This window comes from Lacticaseibacillus rhamnosus, from assembly GCF_900636965.1.
GTDB lineage: Bacteria > Bacillota > Bacilli > Lactobacillales > Lactobacillaceae > Lacticaseibacillus > Lacticaseibacillus rhamnosus.
The window spans coordinates 2,324,590-2,343,500 of sequence record NZ_LR134331.1 but is presented as its reverse complement, the minus strand read 5'-3'; the positions used below and the strand labels follow the sequence as shown (position 1 = coordinate 2,343,500).

Genomic DNA, 18,911 nt, shown 5'->3' with positions numbered 1-18,911 from the left:
GATAGTGAGCGCGAGCCGGCGCGGTTAGAAGTCGGAGTGTAAGCGGCCTTGGGCGTGATGGCCGGGCTTTGGCCATTGCGACCAAGGTCCTTACACGCAGACTTCTGCGCTGGTGAGCGCGTTATAGAAAGTGAGCGTGAACCAGCCCGGTTAGAAACCGGAGTGTAAGCGGCCTCGGGCGTGATGGCCGGGCTTTGGCCATTGCGACCAAGGTCCTTACACGCAGGTTTCTGGGCTGGTGAGCGCGTTATGGTCGAAGCGCGAGCCGGCGCGGTTAGACCTCATGCCAACAAGCGCCTTTTGTTTCCCTGACAGCAGTTATTTTTAGTTACCTTTGACAACCATCTTACCGTCAAGTTAAGCTTTGAGTAAAGTTAATTGTTTTAGCCCGTTATATTTTTTCGGCTAAGGCATGAAAACGAGGGAGTGATGAAACAATGGCAGTTTATGGATAATAGCGACGCGGCACCCACGCAGACATGAGTGCAATCATTAAGTGGAAGGTGCTCATGTGGTCAAAACAAACTCAATGGCGAAATGTATTGATGAGCTGTTAATAAGCAACATAGGCTCTGAAACCTTGCCAAGTATGATGAAACCAGTAAGTGTCTCGCGGATGCTTGCTAGAGACGACATGCATACGTCAAATTTATGAGGAGGAACGATATAAAGCTTTAATTCGTGTCATAGCGGCATGCTTCCACAGTTTATATAACAAATAATGATGTTCAATAAAACCATATCGAGGCGCGATGCTTCGACTCAGGAGAAAACTGCTGCACTGACACGGTACAGCCAGCAAGAACCACAAGCCATTTTTGCAGCTTTGAAGACGCAAGAAGCGGGTTTGTCTTCACAAGAGGCAGCAGAACGGCTTGAACAGGACGGCCCCAACACGGTTGTTACCCAACATCCGCGCCCGTGGTATTTAATTTTATTCGCTGCATTCAACGAACCCTTTGTCTGGGTATTGCTATTGTTGTGTGCAGTCTCAACCATGACTGCGGATTATGACGGCGCCAGAATGATGGGCTTGATGATTATCTTATCGGTGTCCATTCATTTTTGGCAGGAATATCGTTCTCAAAAGGAAAGTCATGCATTGGCGGCCTTGATTGCCAATACCACGGCGATCACGCGTGCCGGTGAAACCAAAGAGCACCCCATGGATGAAGTGGTGCCTGGTGACATTGTTCAGCTGGCGACCGGTGATATGATCCCGGCTGATGCCTATTTAGTTGCGACTCATGATTTATTTGTCAATCAGTCGTCGTTTACTGGTGAAGCGATGCCGGTAGAGAAGAAAGCAGGCGCGGCGAATTTAAGCGATAAACAAAGCTTGTTTGATGCTCCTAATCTCGTTTTTATGGGAACTGATGTAATTTCCGGATCGGGGACGGCCGTTATTCTAAAAACGGGAGACGCGACTTATTTTGGCGACATGGCGAGTCAAATTAGCGATAAGCCGGCGCCGACCAGTTTTGAGCAAGGGATGCGCGCCATTAGCCGGGTTTTAATTAGCATGATGTTGGTGCTGGTGCCGGTGGTCTTTGTCATTAACGGTATTACCAAGCACGATTGGTCCCAGGCATTCTTTTTTGCCATCGCGGTGGCGGTCGGACTGACACCGGAAATGCTGCCGATGATTGTCAACAGTAACCTGGCAAAAGGGGCGTTGGCGATGTCGAAGCGGAAAGTCATTGTGAAACGACTGCACGCCATTCAAAATCTTGGCGCAATTGATACGCTTTTCACGGATAAAACCGGGACCATCACTGAGGACCGGGTCGTTGTGATGCGCTATGTTGATGCTACGGGCGAAACCGATCCGGCAGTGTTGCGGATGGCATATATGAATGCTAATTATCAAACCGGGTGGCACAACTTGATGGATACTGCAGTGGTGGATTATGCCCGTGAGCATCAGCATCTTTTAACCGATTTACCAAGCGGGCTGACCAAAATTGATGAGATTCCGTTTGATTTTGAACGCCGCCGACTGACGGTTGTCGTTGCTAACGACGCGCATCAGTGGATGATCACAAAAGGCGCCTTCGAAGAAATGCTGGCGGTTTGTGACCGAGTGCAACTCAATGGTGATGTACTGCCGCTGACACCTGAGCGGATCCGAAAACTTGAGCAAACTAACGCGGCCATGAGTGGTCAAGGTATGCGCATGATTGTCGTGGCATATCGTCAAGACGTCCATCAACAGGAAATTTATACGCCAGCGGATGAACAGCATATGGTTTTGGCTGGTTTTCTGGGTTTCCTTGATCCGGCCAAACCCGATGCAAAAGAAGCAATTGGGTTGTTAGGCGCGCATGGTGTCCGGGTTAAGGTTCTGACCGGCGATAACGCCATTATTACGCAGCATGTTGCTGAGGAAGTAGGAATTGCCAATCAGCTTGTTGCAACCGGCAATGACGTTGATGCCATGGATGATAGCGCGTTGCGACAGGCAGTTGAGACCACGGATTTGTTTGTGAAACTAAGTCCGATGCAAAAAGCCAGAATCATTAAAACCATGCGTGCGGCCGGTCACACAGTCGGATACATGGGTGATGGCATCAATGATACTGCTGCGTTGCGTGAAGCGGATGTCAGCATCAGCGTGGATACAGCTGCCGATATTACCAAAGATGCAAGCGGCATTATTTTGTTGGAAAAAAGCTTATTGGTGTTGGAAGATGGGATTCTAGAAGGTCGTCGCGTTTATGCCAACGCTATGAAATACATTAAAATGACCATTGCATCTAATTTCGGTAATGCTTTTTCGGTGTTAGTGGCGAGTATCTTTTTACCTTTCCTACCGATGCTGGCCATTCAATTACTGGTTCAAAATCTGATTTATGATACCTCGCAAATGACGATTCCATGGGACAATGTGGATGAAGCAACCTTAGCGCAACCGACACCGTGGCGAGCCAAGGGATTATTGCGCTACACATTGACTTTTGGACCGCTAAGTTCGATTTTTGATATCACGACTTTCCTATTTTTATGGTTCGGGCTTGGCGTTGGGACGCATGCTGCCAGTGTGCCGGCTCAGCACCTATTTCAGGCGGGGTGGTTTGTGGTTGGTCTATTTACCCAATCACTGGTGGTTCATGTCTTACGCACCCGCCAAACGCCATTTTGGCGGTCACCAGCCTCAGCTATTGTCATCTTGTCAACCATGATGGCTTTGTTAGTTGGCCTTTTCATAATTCTATCGCCATTCCATCAGGCATTTGATTTCGGTATTTTACCAGTCACTTACTGGCCTGGAGCTGCTGTCATTATTCTTATCTATTTGATATTGGTTGAAACTGTTAAAAGAATTTACCTAAAGCGCGGACGACCGTGGTTATGAAGTTTTTTGGGAACAGATAAAACGCAGGGATGTGCCGGTTCTTCTTGCCTTTTATCGTCTAACATGGTAATCTATTCGAGTATGTTTTCAGCATACGCGTGGGAGGCCAAAAATTCTGGCCATCATAACCACATCACGGACTTAAGGAGGTATGTCTCGTGGCTAAAAAAGTAGCAAACATTGTCAAACTCCAAATTCCTGCTGGGAAAGCAACCCCAGCTCCTCCGGTTGGCCCTGCACTTGGGCAAGCCGGTATCAACATTATGGGGTTCACCAAGGATTTCAATGCACGGACAGCTGATCAGGCTGGCATGATTATCCCTGTTGTCATCACGGTTTATGAAGATCGTTCGTTTGATTTCGTAACCAAGACCCCGCCGGCTGCTATTCTACTGAAGAAAGCTGCTGGTGTTGAACATGGTTCCGGCGAACCGAACACGAAGAAGGTTGCTAAGGTAACCAAAGCTCAGGTTAAGGAAATCGCCGAAACAAAGATGCAAGACCTTAACGCTGCCGATGTTGAAGCGGCAATGCGCATGGTTGAAGGAACAGCTCGCTCCATGGGCTTCGAAGTCGAAGACTAGGCCGCACTGTTCGGATTCTCAGTGAAAACTGAGGCAATCAGGTGGAAGGGAGTAAAATGCTCCCAGTGACCACATTTGCAAGGAGGAAAACCCAGAATGGCTAAAAAAGGTAAAAAGTATTTAGAGGCTGCTAAGGCCGTTGATGCGACCAAGCAGTATACCCCTGAAGAAGCAGTTAATCTGCTTAAGAAAATCGACTTTGCAAAGTTCGACGAAACCGTTGAAGTTGCATATCGATTGAATGTTGATCCAAAGCAGGCTGACCAGCAGATCCGTGGCGCTGTTGTGCTACCAAACGGAACTGGTAAAACGTCGAAGGTTATTGTTTTTGCCCAAGGCGATCAGGCTAAGGCTGCTGAAGATGCAGGTGCTGATATTGTTGGCGCCGAAGATCTTGTGCAAAAGATCCAGGACGGCTGGTTGGACTTTGATGTTGCCGTTGCAACACCACCAATGATGGCCCAAGTTGGACGTTTAGGCCGGATTCTTGGACCGAAAGGCTTGATGCCAAACCCGAAGACCGGTACCGTTACGATGGACACGGCCAAGGCTGTTAATGACATCAAGGCTGGTCAAGTTGCTTATCGTGTTGACAAGGCTGGTATCATCCATGCCCCAATCGGTAAGAAGAGCTTCGATGCTGACAAGCTGCTTGAAAACTTCAAAGCAATGAATGATATTGTGCTGAAGGCTCGTCCAGCAAGCACCAAAGGTATTTACATCAAGAGTTTGACGTTGACCTCAACGATGGCACCTGGCATCAAGGTTAACCCAACAGACTTCTAAAACATTCATTGAATATTTTAAGACTCGCTATGATTAGCGGGTCTTTTTCTTTTGCGGTAAATTAAGTCTGAACCGTCAAGTTACGAAAAGAGGTCTTACTATGGAATCATTCACGATCCGGTCGCTTCAACCCAATGATGAGGATGCATTTAATGAGTTTCGGCGCGATGTTTTAAATTTCGATCAGCAAAATCCTCACAGTCAAAATATTGTTCGCGAATTGACGCCTGCAACCGACTTTACGACAAGGTTGGCAGTACTAACCGCCGATCAGAATCCCGAAAAACCCGAGTTAGTGCCGCAGTTTGCTTTTTTCATGTTTAACTCGGAAAACGTCATCTTGGGGCGGGTTCGCTGCCGGACTGAAATGACACCGATGCTAGCCAGAACCGGCGGGCACATCGGCTATTATGTGGCTCCGTCTCAGCGCGGCCACGGTTATGCGAAAAACTTGCTCAAATTTGCGTTAGGTTATTATCAGCAACGCCAGGAACCTTATGTCATTGTGACAGCAAAAGCGGCTAATTGGGCAAGCCGCAAGACGATTGAGGCCAGTGGCGGCGTTTTACAGGAAATCTTGCCCGAACAAAACACTGAATCGCTTGCCATTTACCATATTCAGTTAGCTGCTGCAACGGGTATTTGAGCCCGACGACTTGTTGATAGCGGATTATTCGGTGCTTGTTGATACGATAATTTGCCAGGCAATCTGTCGTCGAGGGTTCATCCGCTGTCTTGGAATTTATCCGGTTGGCATCTACCCTCTGAATAAGCTATGATTAAGTAAGGACACGAAGGGAGCGTTTACAAAAATGGCTTATCAAACCGTTGATCCGAACACGAACACGTTGGAGAAAACTTATGCGAACACAACACCGGCACAAATTAGTGAGATGTTGACGGCGGGGCATGCTTTTTACAAGCAGCAGCGTAATCTTGACCCTGCAACGCGTAGTGCAACATTACATGCGGTTGCTGCTTATTTCCGCGACAATGCCGATGAAATGGCGGCAATTATTACCAAAGAAATGGGCAAGCGGACCGAAGAAGCGTTAGGCGAAGTTGAACTTTGCGCTGAAATTGCGGATATGTACGCTGATCGGGCTCCGGCATTGCTGCAGCCGCAACCGCTTAACAGTACTGCAGGGGCTGCGGTGGTCAATCACGTTGCCAGTGGTATTGTGTTTGGCGTTGAACCGTGGAACTTCCCTTACTACCAGTTAATGCGTGTTTTCGCACCAAACTTTATGGTGGGGAATGCGGTGATCATTAAACCTGCCAGCAATGTTCCGGCTAGCGGCCTTGAATTTGAAAAAGCAGTTCTGGCTGGCGGCGCTGACAAAGGTGCTTTCCAAATCGCACTTATCGGGCATGATGATACCGAGACCTTTATTAAAGATCCGCGCGTTGCCGGTGTCTGCTTGACGGGTTCAGAAGGTGCGGGTTCGCATGTGGCGGCGTTGGCAGGTAAGTATTTGAAGAAGTCGCTGATGGAATTAGGCGGTATGGATGCTTTTCTGGTCTTGGACGGGGCTGATCTTGAGCACGTGATTCCAGAAGCCATTAAAACTCGCCTCATGAATTGCGGACAGGTTTGCACCAGCTCCAAACGGTTTATTGTGTTAGATAAATACTACGATGACTTTGTTGCCGGCTTGAAGAAAGGTTTTGAAAACGTCAAAATTGGCGATCCGAGTGATCCATCAGTCAATGTGGGTCCATTGAACAGTCAAAAGGCAAAAGATAAGCTGCAAGGTCAGGTTGATACTGCCATTGAACACGGAGCCAAAGTTGTTTACGGCAATACACCGGTTGATTTGCCTGGTGCCTTCTTCCGGCCGACTATTTTAACGGATATTGACAAGGACAATCCGGCGTATCGGACAGAATTATTCGGCCCGGTCGCCTGCGTTTATAAGGTGCATAGCGAAGAAGAAGCGATTGCGTTGGCCAATGATGTTCCTTATGGCCTTGGCGGAGCAGTCTTTGCCGGTGATACCAATCATGCGGCAGAAGTCGCTGCCCAGATTGAAACCGGGATGGTCGGTGCCAATCAGAGTCAAAGCTACAATGCTGAGTTGCCATTTGGCGGGGTCAAGAACTCCGGCTATGGTCGTGAACTGGGAGATTTAGGCCTGTATACGTTTGTCAATGAGCAAACGGTGACCCGGGCGCTGCGTCAGTGATCTAGCCCACACGAGTTTCAAGTGAAAAACCGCCTTTGTATCATAACGAAACTTTGAAAAGACTTTGTTGCGCATTTGCCGTGATAAAGTCTTTTTTAATGGCCAGAAGCATGAGTCAATAACTGGAATTTGGTGCGAAAAAATTTGTAGACCAAGGAACAGCTTATGGTGGCATGCTTTTTTGGTGATGATCTGGTTTTTGAAAAATAATTTTCGAAAAAAATTTTTAACCTGTGGATGGCTGATATGGCGCTGATTATAACGGGGGATGGTGCAATATGCTCGAGAAAAATTCAAAAGTGGAATCGATTTCATTGTATTTATATATTAACAAATTTTTTAATGCTAGTATTGTATAAGTAGTCAGAAATTAGTGTAGGGTATGAGTTAAATTCTAGCCAGTGACGGTTCTGAGTGGCCGACGTGTTAGCGCCTATATTGGATAGATAATGCTTCCGGGAGACAAGGTTAATTAATAGTCAGAGTTCGTTTCATAACTAACACAATTTTTCTCGATAAGTTTATTTTTGAGTCTAGGAGTGATTGCTAGTGAACTATTTCATCAATTTCGGTATGCCTGCCAGCAAATCGGGTATTGAGCATGCGCAGATAAAGCGCAAGCGCCTATTTGATAAGCATGGTGAACCTTACGTATTTCTTCTACGGGATTGGGAACGGGATCTACATACTAACACTGCCAATGCAGGAATTACGGATGATCACCTCGTTAACATGTTTGATTACTATCAGCACGCCTGCCATGTTGACGTGGTCCGGTTGTTACCGGAGCAGGTAGATCTGGGACTTAAAGATCTTCAATATTCCGATGATTACGAGCACAATCGTATGTTGGTTTCACGAGCTGATGGGCGATTGGCTGCGCGGATCAACTATGTTCGCGGCACTAGACAGGTGGTTTCTGTCGAATTGTTTGACGGAGTTGAGAATCTATACCAAGTTGAATTTTATGATGTTCGCGGATTTAAATCATTGGTTCAGTGGTATACCCCAGACAATAAGGTTGGCAACGAGGAATGGCTAACGGTGGATGGCCGTCCGGTAATCAGAGCATTTAACAAGAAAAATGAAGATGGCAAGCTTAAGCAGACTGGGTGGATTCTGACAGATCGCAAAGGTAAAATTTTTCAGTTTGACACGATTGATGCGTTTTTTGAACATTTTATTAATGACATGAATGAAACTGGCCAGAATGTCTTTATCCTTGATCGGTCTTTATTGGCGGATGAAGCGCTTATTCATCTAGAGAAACCCGCTTACACGATTATGCACCTACATAATTCACATGCTGGCGATGCGCAACGGCCAATGGATTCGATTATGAATAACAATTATGAATTTGCATTAGTTAATGGTGCGAAGTATTCAGCATTTGTTTCTGCAACTAAAAAGCAGGCAGCCGATGTTCAAAGACGCTTCCCTTACATCAAAAAGTCCTTCCATGTTCCTGTTGGCGTGGTATCGGATGACGTGCTTCACCGCCAGCGAATTCTGTCGGAAAATCGAATATTCGGCAAAGTCATCGCGGTTGCTAGGATTGCACCGGAAAAAAATCTGAATGATCTGGTTCGAGCCATTGCCATCGTCCACAAACAAATACCGCAAGTGACGCTGGATTTGTATGGTTACCCGGATGCAACGAATCATTATGCTGAAAAACGAAAAATCGAAAAAACAATCCAAGAACTTTCATTGGAAGGGGTTGTGGCTTTTAAAGGCTACACGGAAAATCTGGAAAGTGCGTATGATACTGCCCAGATTTTTGGCTTAACTTCTATCATGGAAGGTTTTGATCTCTCATTACTGGAGGCGATTTCGCATGGTGTTGTCGGCGTGACCTATGACGTTAACTACGGTCCAAACGAAATCGTGCAAGACGGCATCAATGGGTATGTCACTCCGTATGGCGATATTCATGCCTTAGCGGAGAAGATTCAGTTATTGCTATCCGATCGTGACAAGATGCAGCAGATGAGTACGAATGCATACGAATCTGCTAACAGATATTCTGAAGAAAATGTTTGGAAGAAATGGCACAACGTTTTAATGGATGCACAAAAGAGTGAGGGGAAGGTGACGAAATGATTTACATGGTTGGTGAAAATGTTTTTACATTTAATTCCGGCACTGAGTTCTCGCAGCTGCAACGCCTGAAAGCCTTCAATCAAAATGGCATTGAATCTAAACTGCTACTCCGGAACTATAATCGCTTCTTGTATCGGGATGCCGAGCGTGCAGGAGTTAACAAAGATGCATATATCAACATGTACGATTACTTTCAGGGTGTTGTCGGGGTTGAGCGTAAAGAACAAAAGTTACGCTTACTGGAATCGATTCCCCTGACGAAATATCATGTCGTTGGGATTGACAATAATACGACAACTATCGATCTGTTAGGTCGAACGCTTGCAAAGATTACTGTCATGCCAGAGACGGTCGGATTAGTTGGAAGTATTGATTATTATGATCGCTTTGATCACAAAGAGTTAACCGAATTCTGGGATTGGCGCGGGTTTAAGTCTATGGAACAAAATTATAATCCCGATGGAACCGTGGCTGCACAGAAGTTTTTGGATCAGAAAGGCCATGTGGTTTTGGAGATTATCCACATGAATAAAAATGGTCAGCTTGCACCGACAATGTGGAAGTTGGTTCATTATCAAGGACATGATTATGTATTTGATTCCGAAGATGACCTTTTCCGTTTTTTCCTGAATGAAATTAGTAAAGGCAATCCGGGGATCATGATTTCAGATCGCAGAACGCTCGATGCTGCCGTCAAGCAAGTTAATCATGCAACTGCTAAGCTCGCTTTTATTCATGAAGGTGACCTGTTCTTGAAAGGAGAAGGGAAGAAGCGCGTACCTAATGTCATTTATAACGAGGTACTAAGCGAGCAGCATCCGTTTAGTACCGTTATTTTTCCTACGCATGATCAAGTTAAAGCGATTGAGACTCAATATCCGTACTTAACCATTGAGGCTGCCCCGGATACTTATGCACAGACGCCGAAAGCTAAGAAAATACAACCCGATCATCCACGATTGGCGTATATCGGGCGTCTTTTTCCAGATAAACAGATTACGGATTTGGTTGATGCGTTTGAACGTGTACACCGAGAACGCCCGGATGCTGAACTGTTCCTCAAAGGTTATTTTTCAGACGAGGCCTATCGCCGGGAGATCCGCGATAGAATCCACAAGAAAAAACTTGATGATGCGATTCATCTGGTTGCCTATAGCAATGACAATCAGGATATTTTGAACAAGACGACGCTGTTTGTTTCTGCGGCGAAGTCAGAAGCTTTCGGTATGAATAGTCTTGAGGCAATGTCGTATGGCATACCAGTGATTGCATACGGATGTCACTTCTTGAAGCATAACCTGTTAGTGAACAGACAAAACGGGGTGGCGGTTGCTAATATGACGCCTAGCGAGTTAGGCAAGGCGATTTTGGTCGTGTTACAAGATAATCGGCTTTATCACAAATTACAAGCTGGTGCTTTAAATACTGCAAAACAACATTCAGAAGCTGATTTCATCGGTGCATGGAAGTCAGTATTATCAGCGTTCTTTTGAGATGACTCCCGGTTCGCTTTTGCTTGCAAGTACTCAGGAAAGGGGATGATCGCACCACGAGAAACTATTTAAACAGTTCTAAGCCGGATTTTTAAATACAAGTAAAAAATCAAGTGGGTTGCTCATTATTTATTGAGAGGATCTTGGGTATGAAAAAGATAAATAGAGCAAATGTTTTGGTGGAGAAAAAGCGTTTCAAGATGTTTAAGGCAAAGAAGAAATGGTTAATTGCTCCATTATTCTTCATCGGCATCGGTTTGGGAACCGCCTATCAGACGAATTTGGTTAAAGCTGATGCTCAAGCGCCCAACAGTTCAGAGTTTATCGAAGCGCCTTCATCGGGAGCCAGTAGTGGTCAAAATGGAACAAATAGCCTAAAATCAGCAAGTGCAAGTGTAGCTACAGCCAGCAGCAGTGCGAGCGATGGTCAAGCCAAAGCGAGCACGGCAAATGTGGCAACGACCACTAATAGTAAAATTGGCGGCAGTCAAAGTAGTGCCAACGCGGCCAGTGCGTCTCAAAGTAGTGCTAGCGTTGAAAGTAGTGGCCAGATCAAAAGCACTAGTTCAGCCAGTGCTGGCAGTAACGGCGAAAAAGCGACCAGCGCTCTAAGCAGTAGTGCAGTTAATGCCAGCGATGGTCGTGCGAGTCAGGGTGTTGGCGGCACGTCAAGTGGTAGTTCAGATACTACGAGTCAGGCAAATGAAGGCAACAGCGCCGCCAGTGTAACAAGTGCAAGCGCCAATAGTGCCTCTGCAACAAATACATCTGAAGGTCAAACTCCAGTTAATGAAGCGGTATCAAACGATGCTTCTAGCGCCGATGTCAGCACCGCGTCAGAGTTTGATGCAGCCATGGCCGATTCAACGGTAAGTGTCATCAACGTACAGTCCGACTTTGTTATGGATGTTAGTGGTGATCGCCAATCGTATGCTTATCGGCCAAACTTAGTTATTAATGGCAATAACCACACAATTGATTTTCAAAAGAAGTATTTCGAAGCTGATCCTACAAGTAGTCAGAATGAATCGTTTACCATCAACGATTTAAATATGTACGGTTACAGTTGGTGGGGCCCGGTTACTATCAAGGGTAGTAAGCCGAAAGACGGCATCGATCATTCGGTAGTGTTCAATAATGTCACATACACAGGTGCACAACTGATGTATGGCATTTATACAAAAGCCTTTATTAAGGGGAATACAAAGATTCAGTCAGTGGGCAGTTATGTTTCCCCGCTGGACGGATCAACCCAGACAACCCAAGGCTTAGGCAACCAGCAAAACTTTCAAATTAGTTATTTAGAGGTTTTGCCTGGCGCTACTTACACGGGGACAACTACTGGTGGGACTAACGTTGAAGTATATGATGGCGGTTCATTTATTGTTGACAAGGGAGCAACCGTTAACTTACAACGCACGGATGCAAGCAAATCGAATGAACGTGGTACGAATGCATTGATTGATACACAGGGAGGTAATGTTGAGTTTAAGGATGGATCAACCGTTATCCTTAATAAAAATGCACTTGTGAAAGATGGCTTTGCACCAATCTATATTGAAGACGGTGGTAATCTAACCGTTGATAAGAATGCAACGGTATCCATTACCGGTGCAACTGGAAACATTCCGGTAAGAATTGACGGTACCGGAACTGTCAACCTCAACGAAGGATCGCACATGACGATCACTCAAAATGGTGCGCCTAAACTTGGCTATGGCTTTATCAATATTAAAGGTACCGGAGGCTTCTTCGTTGCAAGTGGCAGCACTTTGGATCTTAATGTAACGGGTACAGGGACAAAGAGTGTCAATGCAATTAATGTAGCAAATGACGGTCAACTGAGTTTTGCACAGGATGCTACGGCCAACTTAACCATTGACGGTGGCACGGGCGAAGCGCATTTGTTGAAAGTCGGTGACGATGCCAACATTAACATCTATATGCCGAAATCCGTTCTTTTTAAGATTACCGATAACGATGACGCAGACAGCAGTTTATTTAAAGTCAGTGGTACCGGTACGCTAACAGGTCAATATGTGAAAATCATTCCGGATGACGGGAATGCCTATGGTCCATATAAGTCCGCTATCTATACACTAAAAGGGAATGGCTCTTCTTCAGATACCGCTACGGTTGAAGGTGAGACAGCAGAAGATGAACAATCCGGGAAAGCACTTGCCGACACGTTTGCGACTGATAAAAGCCTGGAGTTCGTCAGTGCCAGTGATAATTTTATTAAGGTAAATCCAGTTACTGATGAAACCACAACGCTTACAGGTAAAACCACTGCCGGAGCCTATGTAACGATTTCAGGTTTAAAGGGGATTCCAGAAGGCAGCTTAACTGCGAATTCCTATGATAGTACAAAATATTTGGTACAGGCGGACAAGGGCGGTAATTGGAGTTACGAACTGCCGACTGGGGTTTCGTTACCTGCCAATGCTTCATTTGAAGTTATTTCGAGTGCTGGATTCATTGTGAAAACAGCGACGGTAGTGATCAACGATGCCGAAACGCCAAAGCAGGCATCCAGTGCAGCTGGCAGCTTAATCAACGCCAATAGTGCTGCTGATGTCACAGCTTCACAGGCAAAGGCTACAAGTGCTGCTGCTAGTGATGCGGCGAGTTATGCAAGTGAAGCGCAATCGATTGCTGGCAGTCATGCTGATAATATGGAAGTCAAGTCTCTTGCCAGTGATGCTGAGAAGCAATCGCAAATTGCTTTGGCAGCTAGCAAGTCTGCTGCGGCTAGTTCCAGTGCGGCAGCGTCCGCAGCAATCGTGGCAAGTAGCGCGGCTAGTGAAGCGTCATCTGCAGCTGCTGCCGTAAGTAACGCTGATGCATCAGCAAACTCTGCAGCCGCTGCTTATGATTCCTACGCTTCTGAGGCCAGTGCCGCTTCTGCTGCTAATGATAGTTCGGGATATGCCACTGCATCATCTGCAGCAAGTTCCGCTGCGGCTGCCATGAGCGCAGCGTTATCGACAGCGCAAGTTGCTGCCAAGGTTGCAGTGAGTGATGCAGCAGCAGCGGGTAGTGCAGCTGCTGTTGCTAGTGCAGCTCAAAGCGACTCCAAGAATAACCAAGCGACTGCAGCTACAGCAAGAAGTCAAGCACTTGATGATTTGAATAAGATCAAGTCTCTAACTGATTACGCAAGTGGCGCAAGTTCCAGTGCCAGCGAAGCGGGTCAAGCATCAACCGCAACATCTGCGTATGCTAGTGCTGCAAGTTCGAGTGCCAGTGAAGCCGGTTCATATGCTCATCAGGCAGGTTCCAGCGCCAGTGACGCTGCCGGTCAGTCCGGCAGTGCAGCCCAACATGCCAGCACCGCTGCGAGTGCGGCATCCAGCTATCCGAAGGATAGTGGGATTCAGTCACTAGCCAGTTAGGCTGCAAGCGAGGCAGCAAAGGCAAGCAGTAACGCGAGTGCCGCAACCAGCGCCGCGGCCGTTGGTTCCAGTGCTGCCAGTGATGCAAGTGAACAGGCGAAGACGGCTGCAAGTGCCGATGTGGTGGCAAGCAGTGCAGCCAGCACGGCCAACAGTAATGCGAGTGCCGCAGCCAGTGCGACCAAGGCTGGTGATAGCAAAGCCGCAGCAGGATTCTCGAGTGCGGCGAGTGCCGCAGCAAGCAGTGCCAAGCGTGCAGAAGCAGTTGCCAGCGGAGCGGCGAGTGCCGCGGCATCCGATGACTCGGTAGCTTCTAGCGCCGCCAGTGCGGCTGCAGGCTTTGACAAAGCTGCCAGCGCTGCGGAAGGCGCAGCTTCAAGTGCCGCGAGCGCGGCTGCTAGTTCAGCGGCAGCTCAAGGCACACGAGGTGGCGCAAGTTCCAGTGCCAGCGAAGCGGGTCGAGCATCAACCGCAACATCTGCGTATGCTAGTGCTGCAAGTTCGAGTGCCAGTGAAGCCGGTTCATATGCTCATCAGGCAGGTTCCAGCGCCAGTGACGCTGCCGGTCAGTCCGGCAGTGCAGCCCAACATGCCAGCACCGCTGCGAGTGCGGCATCCAGCTATCCGAAGGATAGTGGGATTCAGTCACTAGCCAGTCAGGCTGCAAGCGAGGCAGCAAAGGCAAGCAGTAACGCGAGTGCTGCAGCCAGTGCCGCTGAGGTTGGTTCCAGTGCTGCCAGTGATGCAAGTGAACAGGCGAAGACGGCTGCAAGTGCCGATGTGGTGGCAAGCAGTGCGGCCAGCACGGCTAACAGTAACGCGAGTGCCGCAGCCAGTGCGACCAAGGCTGGTGATAGCAAAGCCGCAGCAGGATTCTCGAGTGCGGCGAGTGCCGCAGCAAGCAGTGCCAAGGGTGCAGAAGCAGTTGCCAGCGAAGCGGCGAGTGCCGCGGCATCCGATGACTCGGTAGCTTCCAGTGCCGCCAGTGCGGCTGCAGGCTTTGACAAAGTTGCCAGCGCTGCGGAAGGCGCAGCTTCAAGTGCCGCGAGCGCGGCTGCTAGTTCAGCGGCAGCTCAAGGCACACGAGGTGGCGCAAGTTCCAGTGCCAGCGAAGCGGGTCGAGCATCAACCGCAACATCTGCGTATGCTAGTGCTGCAAGTTCGAGTGCCAGTGAAGCCGGTTCATATGCTCATCAGGCAGGCTCCAGCGCCAGTGACGCTGCCGGTCAGTCCGGCAGTGCAGCCCAACATGCCAGCACCGCTGCGAGTGCGGCATCCAGCTATCCGAAGGATAGTGGGATTCAGTCACTAGCCAGTCAGGCTGCAAGCGAGGCAGCAAAGGCAAGCAGTAACGCGAGTGCCGCAACCAGTGCTGCTGCGGTTGGTTCCAGTGCTGCCAGTGATGCAAGTGAACAGGCGAAGACGGCTGCAAGTGCCGATGTGGTGGCAAGCAGTGCGGCCAGCACGGCCAACAGTAACGCGAGTGCCGCAGCCAGTGCGACCAAGGCTGGTGATAGCAAAGCCGCAGCAGGATTCTCGAGTGCGGCGAGTGCCGCAGCAAGCAGTGCCAAGCGTGCAGAAGCAGTTGCCAGCGGAGCGGCGAGTGCCGCGGCATCCGATGACTCGGTAGCTTCTAGTGCCGCCAGTGCGGCTGCAGGCTTTGACAAAGCTGCCAGCGCTGCGGAAGGCGCAGCTTCAAGTGCCGCGAGCGCGGCTGCTAGTTCAGCGGCAGCTCAAGGCACACGAGGTGGCGCAAGCTCCAGTGCCAGCGAAGCGGGTCAAGCATCGACCGCAACATCTGCGTATGCTAGTGCTGCAAGTTCGAGTGCCAGTGAAGCCGGTTCATATGCTCATCAGGCAGGCTCCAGCGCCAGTGACGCTGCCGGTCAGTCCGGCAGTGCAGCCCAACATGCCAGCACCGCTGCGAGTGCGGCATCCAGCTATCCGAAGGATAGTGGGATTCAGTCACTAGCCAGTCAGGCTGCAAGCGAGGCAGCAAAGGCAAGCAGTAACGCGAGTGCCGCAACCAGCGCCGCGGCCGTTGGTTCCAGTGCTGCCAGTGATGCAAGTGAACAGGCGAAGACGGCTGCAAGTGCCGATGTGGTGGCAAGCAGTGCGGCCAGCACGGCCAACAGTAATGCGAGTGCCGCAGCCAGTGCGACCAAGGCTGGTGATAGCAAAGCCGCAGCAGGATTCTCGAGTGCGGCGAGTGCCGCAGCAAGCAGTGCCAAGGGTGCAGAAGCAGTTGCCAGCGAAGCGGCGAGTGCCGCGGCATCCGATGACTCGGTAGCTTCCAGTGCCGCCAGTGCGGCTGCAGGCTTTGACAAAGTTGCCAGCGCTGCGGAAGGCGCAGCTTCAAGTGCCGCGAGCGCGGCTGCTAGTTCAGCGGCAGCTCAAGGCACACGAGGTGGCGCAAGTTCCAGTGCCAGCGAAGCGGGTCGAGCATCAACCGCAACATCTGCGTATGCTAGTGCTGCAAGTTCGAGTGCCAGTGAAGCCGGTTCATATGCTCATCAGGCAGGCTCCAGCGCCAGTGACGCTGCCGGTCAGTCCGGCAGTGCAGCCCAACATGCCAGCACCGCTGCGAGTGCGGCATCCAGCTATCCGAAGGATAGTGGGATTCAGTCACTAGCCAGTCAGGCTGCAAGCGAGGCAGCAAAGGCAAGCAGTAACGCGAGTGCCGCAACCAGTGCTGCTGCGGTTGGTTCCAGTGCTGCCAGTGATGCAAGTGAACAGGCGAAGACGGCTGCAAGTGCCGATGTGGTGGCAAGCAGTGCGGCCAGCACGGCCAACAGTAACGCGAGTGCCGCAGCCAGTGCGACCAAGGCTGGTGATAGCAAAGCCGCAGCAGGATTCTCGAGTGCGGCGAGTGCCGCAGCAAGCAGTGCCAAGCGTGCAGAAGCAGTTGCCAGCGGAGCGGCGAGTGCCGCGGCATCCGATGACTCGGTAGCTTCTAGTGCCGCCAGTGCGGCTGCAGGCTTTGACAAAGCTGCCAGCGCTGCGGAAGGCGCAGCTTCAAGTGCCGCGAGCGCGGCTGCTAGTTCAGCGGCAGCTCAAGGCACACGAGGTGGCGCAAGCTCCAGTGCCAGCGAAGCGGGTCAAGCATCGACCGCAACATCTGCGTATGCTAGTGCTGCAAGTTCGAGTGCCAGTGAAGCCGGTTCATATGCTCATCAGGCAGGCTCCAGCGCCAGTGACGCTGCCGGTCAGTCCGGCAGTGCAGCCCAACATGCCAGCACCGCTGCGAGTGCGGCATCCAGCTATCCGAAGGATAGTGGGATTCAGTCACTAGCCAGTCAGGCTGCAAGCGAGGCAGCAAAGGCAAGCAGTAACGCGAGTGCCGCAACCAGTGCCGCTGCGGTTGGTTCCAGTGCTGCCAGTGATGCAAGTGAACAGGCGAAGACGGCTGCAAGTGCCGATGTGGTGGCAAGCAGTGCGGCCAGCACGGCCAACAGTAATGCGAGTGCCGCAGCCAGTGCGACCAAGGCGGGTGATAGCAAAGCCGCAGCAGGATTCTCGAGTGCGGCGAGTGCCGCAGCAAGCAGTGCCAAGCGTGCAGAAGCAGTTGCCAGCGGAGCGGCGAGTGCCGCGGCATCCGATGACTCGGTAGCTTCCAGTGCCGCCAGTGCGGCTGCAGGCTTTGACAAAGTTGCCAGCGCTGCGGAAGGCGCAGCTTCAAGTGCCGCGAGCGCGGCTGCTAGTTCAGCGGCAGCTCAAGGCACACGAAGTGGCGCAAGTTCCAGTGCCAGCGAAGCGGGTCGAGCATCGACCGCAACGTCTGCGTATGCTAGTGCTGCAAGTTCGAGTGCCAGTGAAGCCGGTTCATATGCTCATCAGGCAGGCTCCAGCGCCAGTGAAGCGACTGGCCATGCAAGTAGTGCTACAAGTCAAGCAAGTGCCGCATCCAGTGCTGCGTCCAGGTACCCAAGTGATAGTGGGGTCCAGTCAGATGTAAGTATTGCGTCCAGTGCAGCAAGTACTGCATCCAGTGCCGCTAGTGCCGCACAAAGTGAGGCTTCGACGGCATCGTCGGCTGCAAGTCATGCTAGTGAACAAGCAAGTATTGCTTCCAGTGAGGATGTTGTATCAAGCAGTGCTGCGAGTGTCGCGTCCAGCGCGGCCAGTGCCGCATCCAGTGCTGCAAAGGCTGGTAACAGTAGTGCTGCGGGTATATACTCTCATGCAGCAAGTGCAGCTGCAAGCAGTGCTAAGAGCGCTGAAAGCCAAGCAAGCAGTGCCGCCAGTGCTGCTGCTTCTGATGATTCGGTAGCTTCTAGCGCTGCCAGTGCCGCTTTGTCTGACGATGCTAAGGCAAGTAGCGCCGCCGATGTAGCATCCAGCGCGACAACTGCTGCCATTAGTTCCGCCACATCCTTGGCTGATCAGAGTGCCGCAGGGTCAACCGCTGGCTCCCATATTTTGCCAAGTACTGGTGGAGAGACGACAGGTAGTATGCCATCGGGTCAGACGCCAACGCAGACGAAGCCAACACAAACGAAGCCAACACAAACGAAGCCAACACAAACGAAGCCAACACAAGCCGGTCAAACAATCCAGATAGGTTCATTACCGCAAACGGATCATGCAGGGAGGCATATGCTACCGCAGACCGGTGATGATGCTGAAAGCGGTACTTCTGTTTTGGGTTTGCTGATTGTTAGTCTGATGGGATTGTTTGGTCTTGCGGGAACCAGACATCAGAAGGAAAATAAGCCATCAAAGTAATATTGGATCACTAATGTCGCCCATACACTGGTGATAAACCAAAATCTGATGGAAATAGCTAGTGGTGTAAGAGATGATTATTCTCTTGCACCACTTTTTTGTTAAGCACGTTTTTTTATGGATTCTGTGTGACAAATGTTTGAAATTGATGTGGTTAAATTGGTTTTGCGGGTAATCTAGCCACTCTAAAAAAAATCCATGACCACAAAATAAAGGCGTACTATTTTTAGTACGCCTTTATTTATGATTATTATAATCTGTCTCTAAATAACTATCCTGATGAC

9 protein-coding genes are annotated in these 18,911 nt (G+C 49.8%); all 9 read left to right on the top strand.

Annotated elements, in window-relative coordinates; translation table 11 throughout:
- Positions 1-724: 724 nt before the first annotated feature.
- The 9 genes from mgtA to EL173_RS15415 all read left to right on the top strand — a co-directional run bounded on the left by mgtA (position 725) and on the right by EL173_RS15415 (position 18,627).
- Entirely contained in the window at positions 725-3,355 is a 2,631-nt protein-coding gene (mgtA, locus tag EL173_RS11705; protein ID WP_014571545.1) for a magnesium-translocating P-type ATPase, read from the top strand.
- Positions 3,356-3,513: 158 nt separating this feature from the next.
- Positions 3,514-3,939, top strand: a complete 426-nt coding sequence (gene rplK, locus EL173_RS11700) for a 50S ribosomal protein L11 (protein ID WP_005688081.1) — start codon at positions 3,514-3,516, stop codon at positions 3,937-3,939.
- 96 nt (positions 3,940-4,035) lie between these two features.
- A complete protein-coding gene (gene rplA, locus EL173_RS11695; RefSeq protein WP_005688083.1) occupies positions 4,036-4,725 on the top strand; it encodes a 50S ribosomal protein L1 in 690 nt (229 codons plus the stop codon).
- 100 nt (positions 4,726-4,825) lie between these two features.
- Complete coding sequence (locus EL173_RS11690; RefSeq protein WP_005692415.1) at positions 4,826-5,371, top strand: GNAT family N-acetyltransferase; 546 nt, start codon at positions 4,826-4,828, stop codon at positions 5,369-5,371.
- A gap of 166 nt (positions 5,372-5,537) precedes the next feature.
- Entirely contained in the window at positions 5,538-6,911 is a 1,374-nt protein-coding gene (locus EL173_RS11685) for an NAD-dependent succinate-semialdehyde dehydrogenase (protein WP_005692417.1), read from the top strand.
- Between the two features lie 549 nt (positions 6,912-7,460).
- Complete coding sequence (locus EL173_RS11680) at positions 7,461-9,014, top strand: glycosyltransferase family 4 protein (RefSeq protein WP_014571544.1); 1,554 nt, start codon at positions 7,461-7,463, stop codon at positions 9,012-9,014.
- Positions 9,011-10,507, top strand: a complete 1,497-nt coding sequence (locus EL173_RS11675; RefSeq protein WP_015764686.1) for a glycosyltransferase — start codon at positions 9,011-9,013, stop codon at positions 10,505-10,507. The genes EL173_RS11680 and EL173_RS11675 overlap by 4 nt, the downstream gene beginning before the upstream one ends.
- Before the next feature lie 149 nt (positions 10,508-10,656).
- Positions 10,657-13,902, top strand: coding sequence for a KxYKxGKxW signal peptide domain-containing protein (locus EL173_RS15420; protein ID WP_220094871.1), 3,246 nt, complete (start codon positions 10,657-10,659; stop codon positions 13,900-13,902).
- 123 nt (positions 13,903-14,025) lie between these two features.
- Positions 14,026-18,627 carry an LPXTG cell wall anchor domain-containing protein gene (locus EL173_RS15415; RefSeq protein WP_263289410.1) on the top strand — a complete coding sequence of 1,534 codons (4,602 nt, stop codon included), beginning with the start codon at positions 14,026-14,028 and terminating at the stop codon, positions 18,625-18,627.
- Positions 18,628-18,911: the final 284 nt, after the last annotated feature.

What these genes read in the sequence shown, in the direction of transcription:
- mgtA (WP_014571545.1), top strand. Translation starts at nt 725, where the DNA reads ATGTTCAATAAAACCATATCGAGGCGCGATGCTTCGACTCAGGAGAAA.
- EL173_RS11675 (WP_015764686.1), top strand. Translation starts at nt 9,011, where the DNA reads ATGATTTACATGGTTGGTGAAAATGTTTTTACATTTAATTCCGGCACT.
- EL173_RS15420 (WP_220094871.1), top strand. Translation starts at nt 10,657, where the DNA reads ATGAAAAAGATAAATAGAGCAAATGTTTTGGTGGAGAAAAAGCGTTTC.
- EL173_RS11685 (WP_005692417.1), top strand. Translation starts at nt 5,538, where the DNA reads ATGGCTTATCAAACCGTTGATCCGAACACGAACACGTTGGAGAAAACT.
- rplA (WP_005688083.1), top strand. Translation starts at nt 4,036, where the DNA reads ATGGCTAAAAAAGGTAAAAAGTATTTAGAGGCTGCTAAGGCCGTTGAT.
- EL173_RS11690 (WP_005692415.1), top strand. Translation starts at nt 4,826, where the DNA reads ATGGAATCATTCACGATCCGGTCGCTTCAACCCAATGATGAGGATGCA.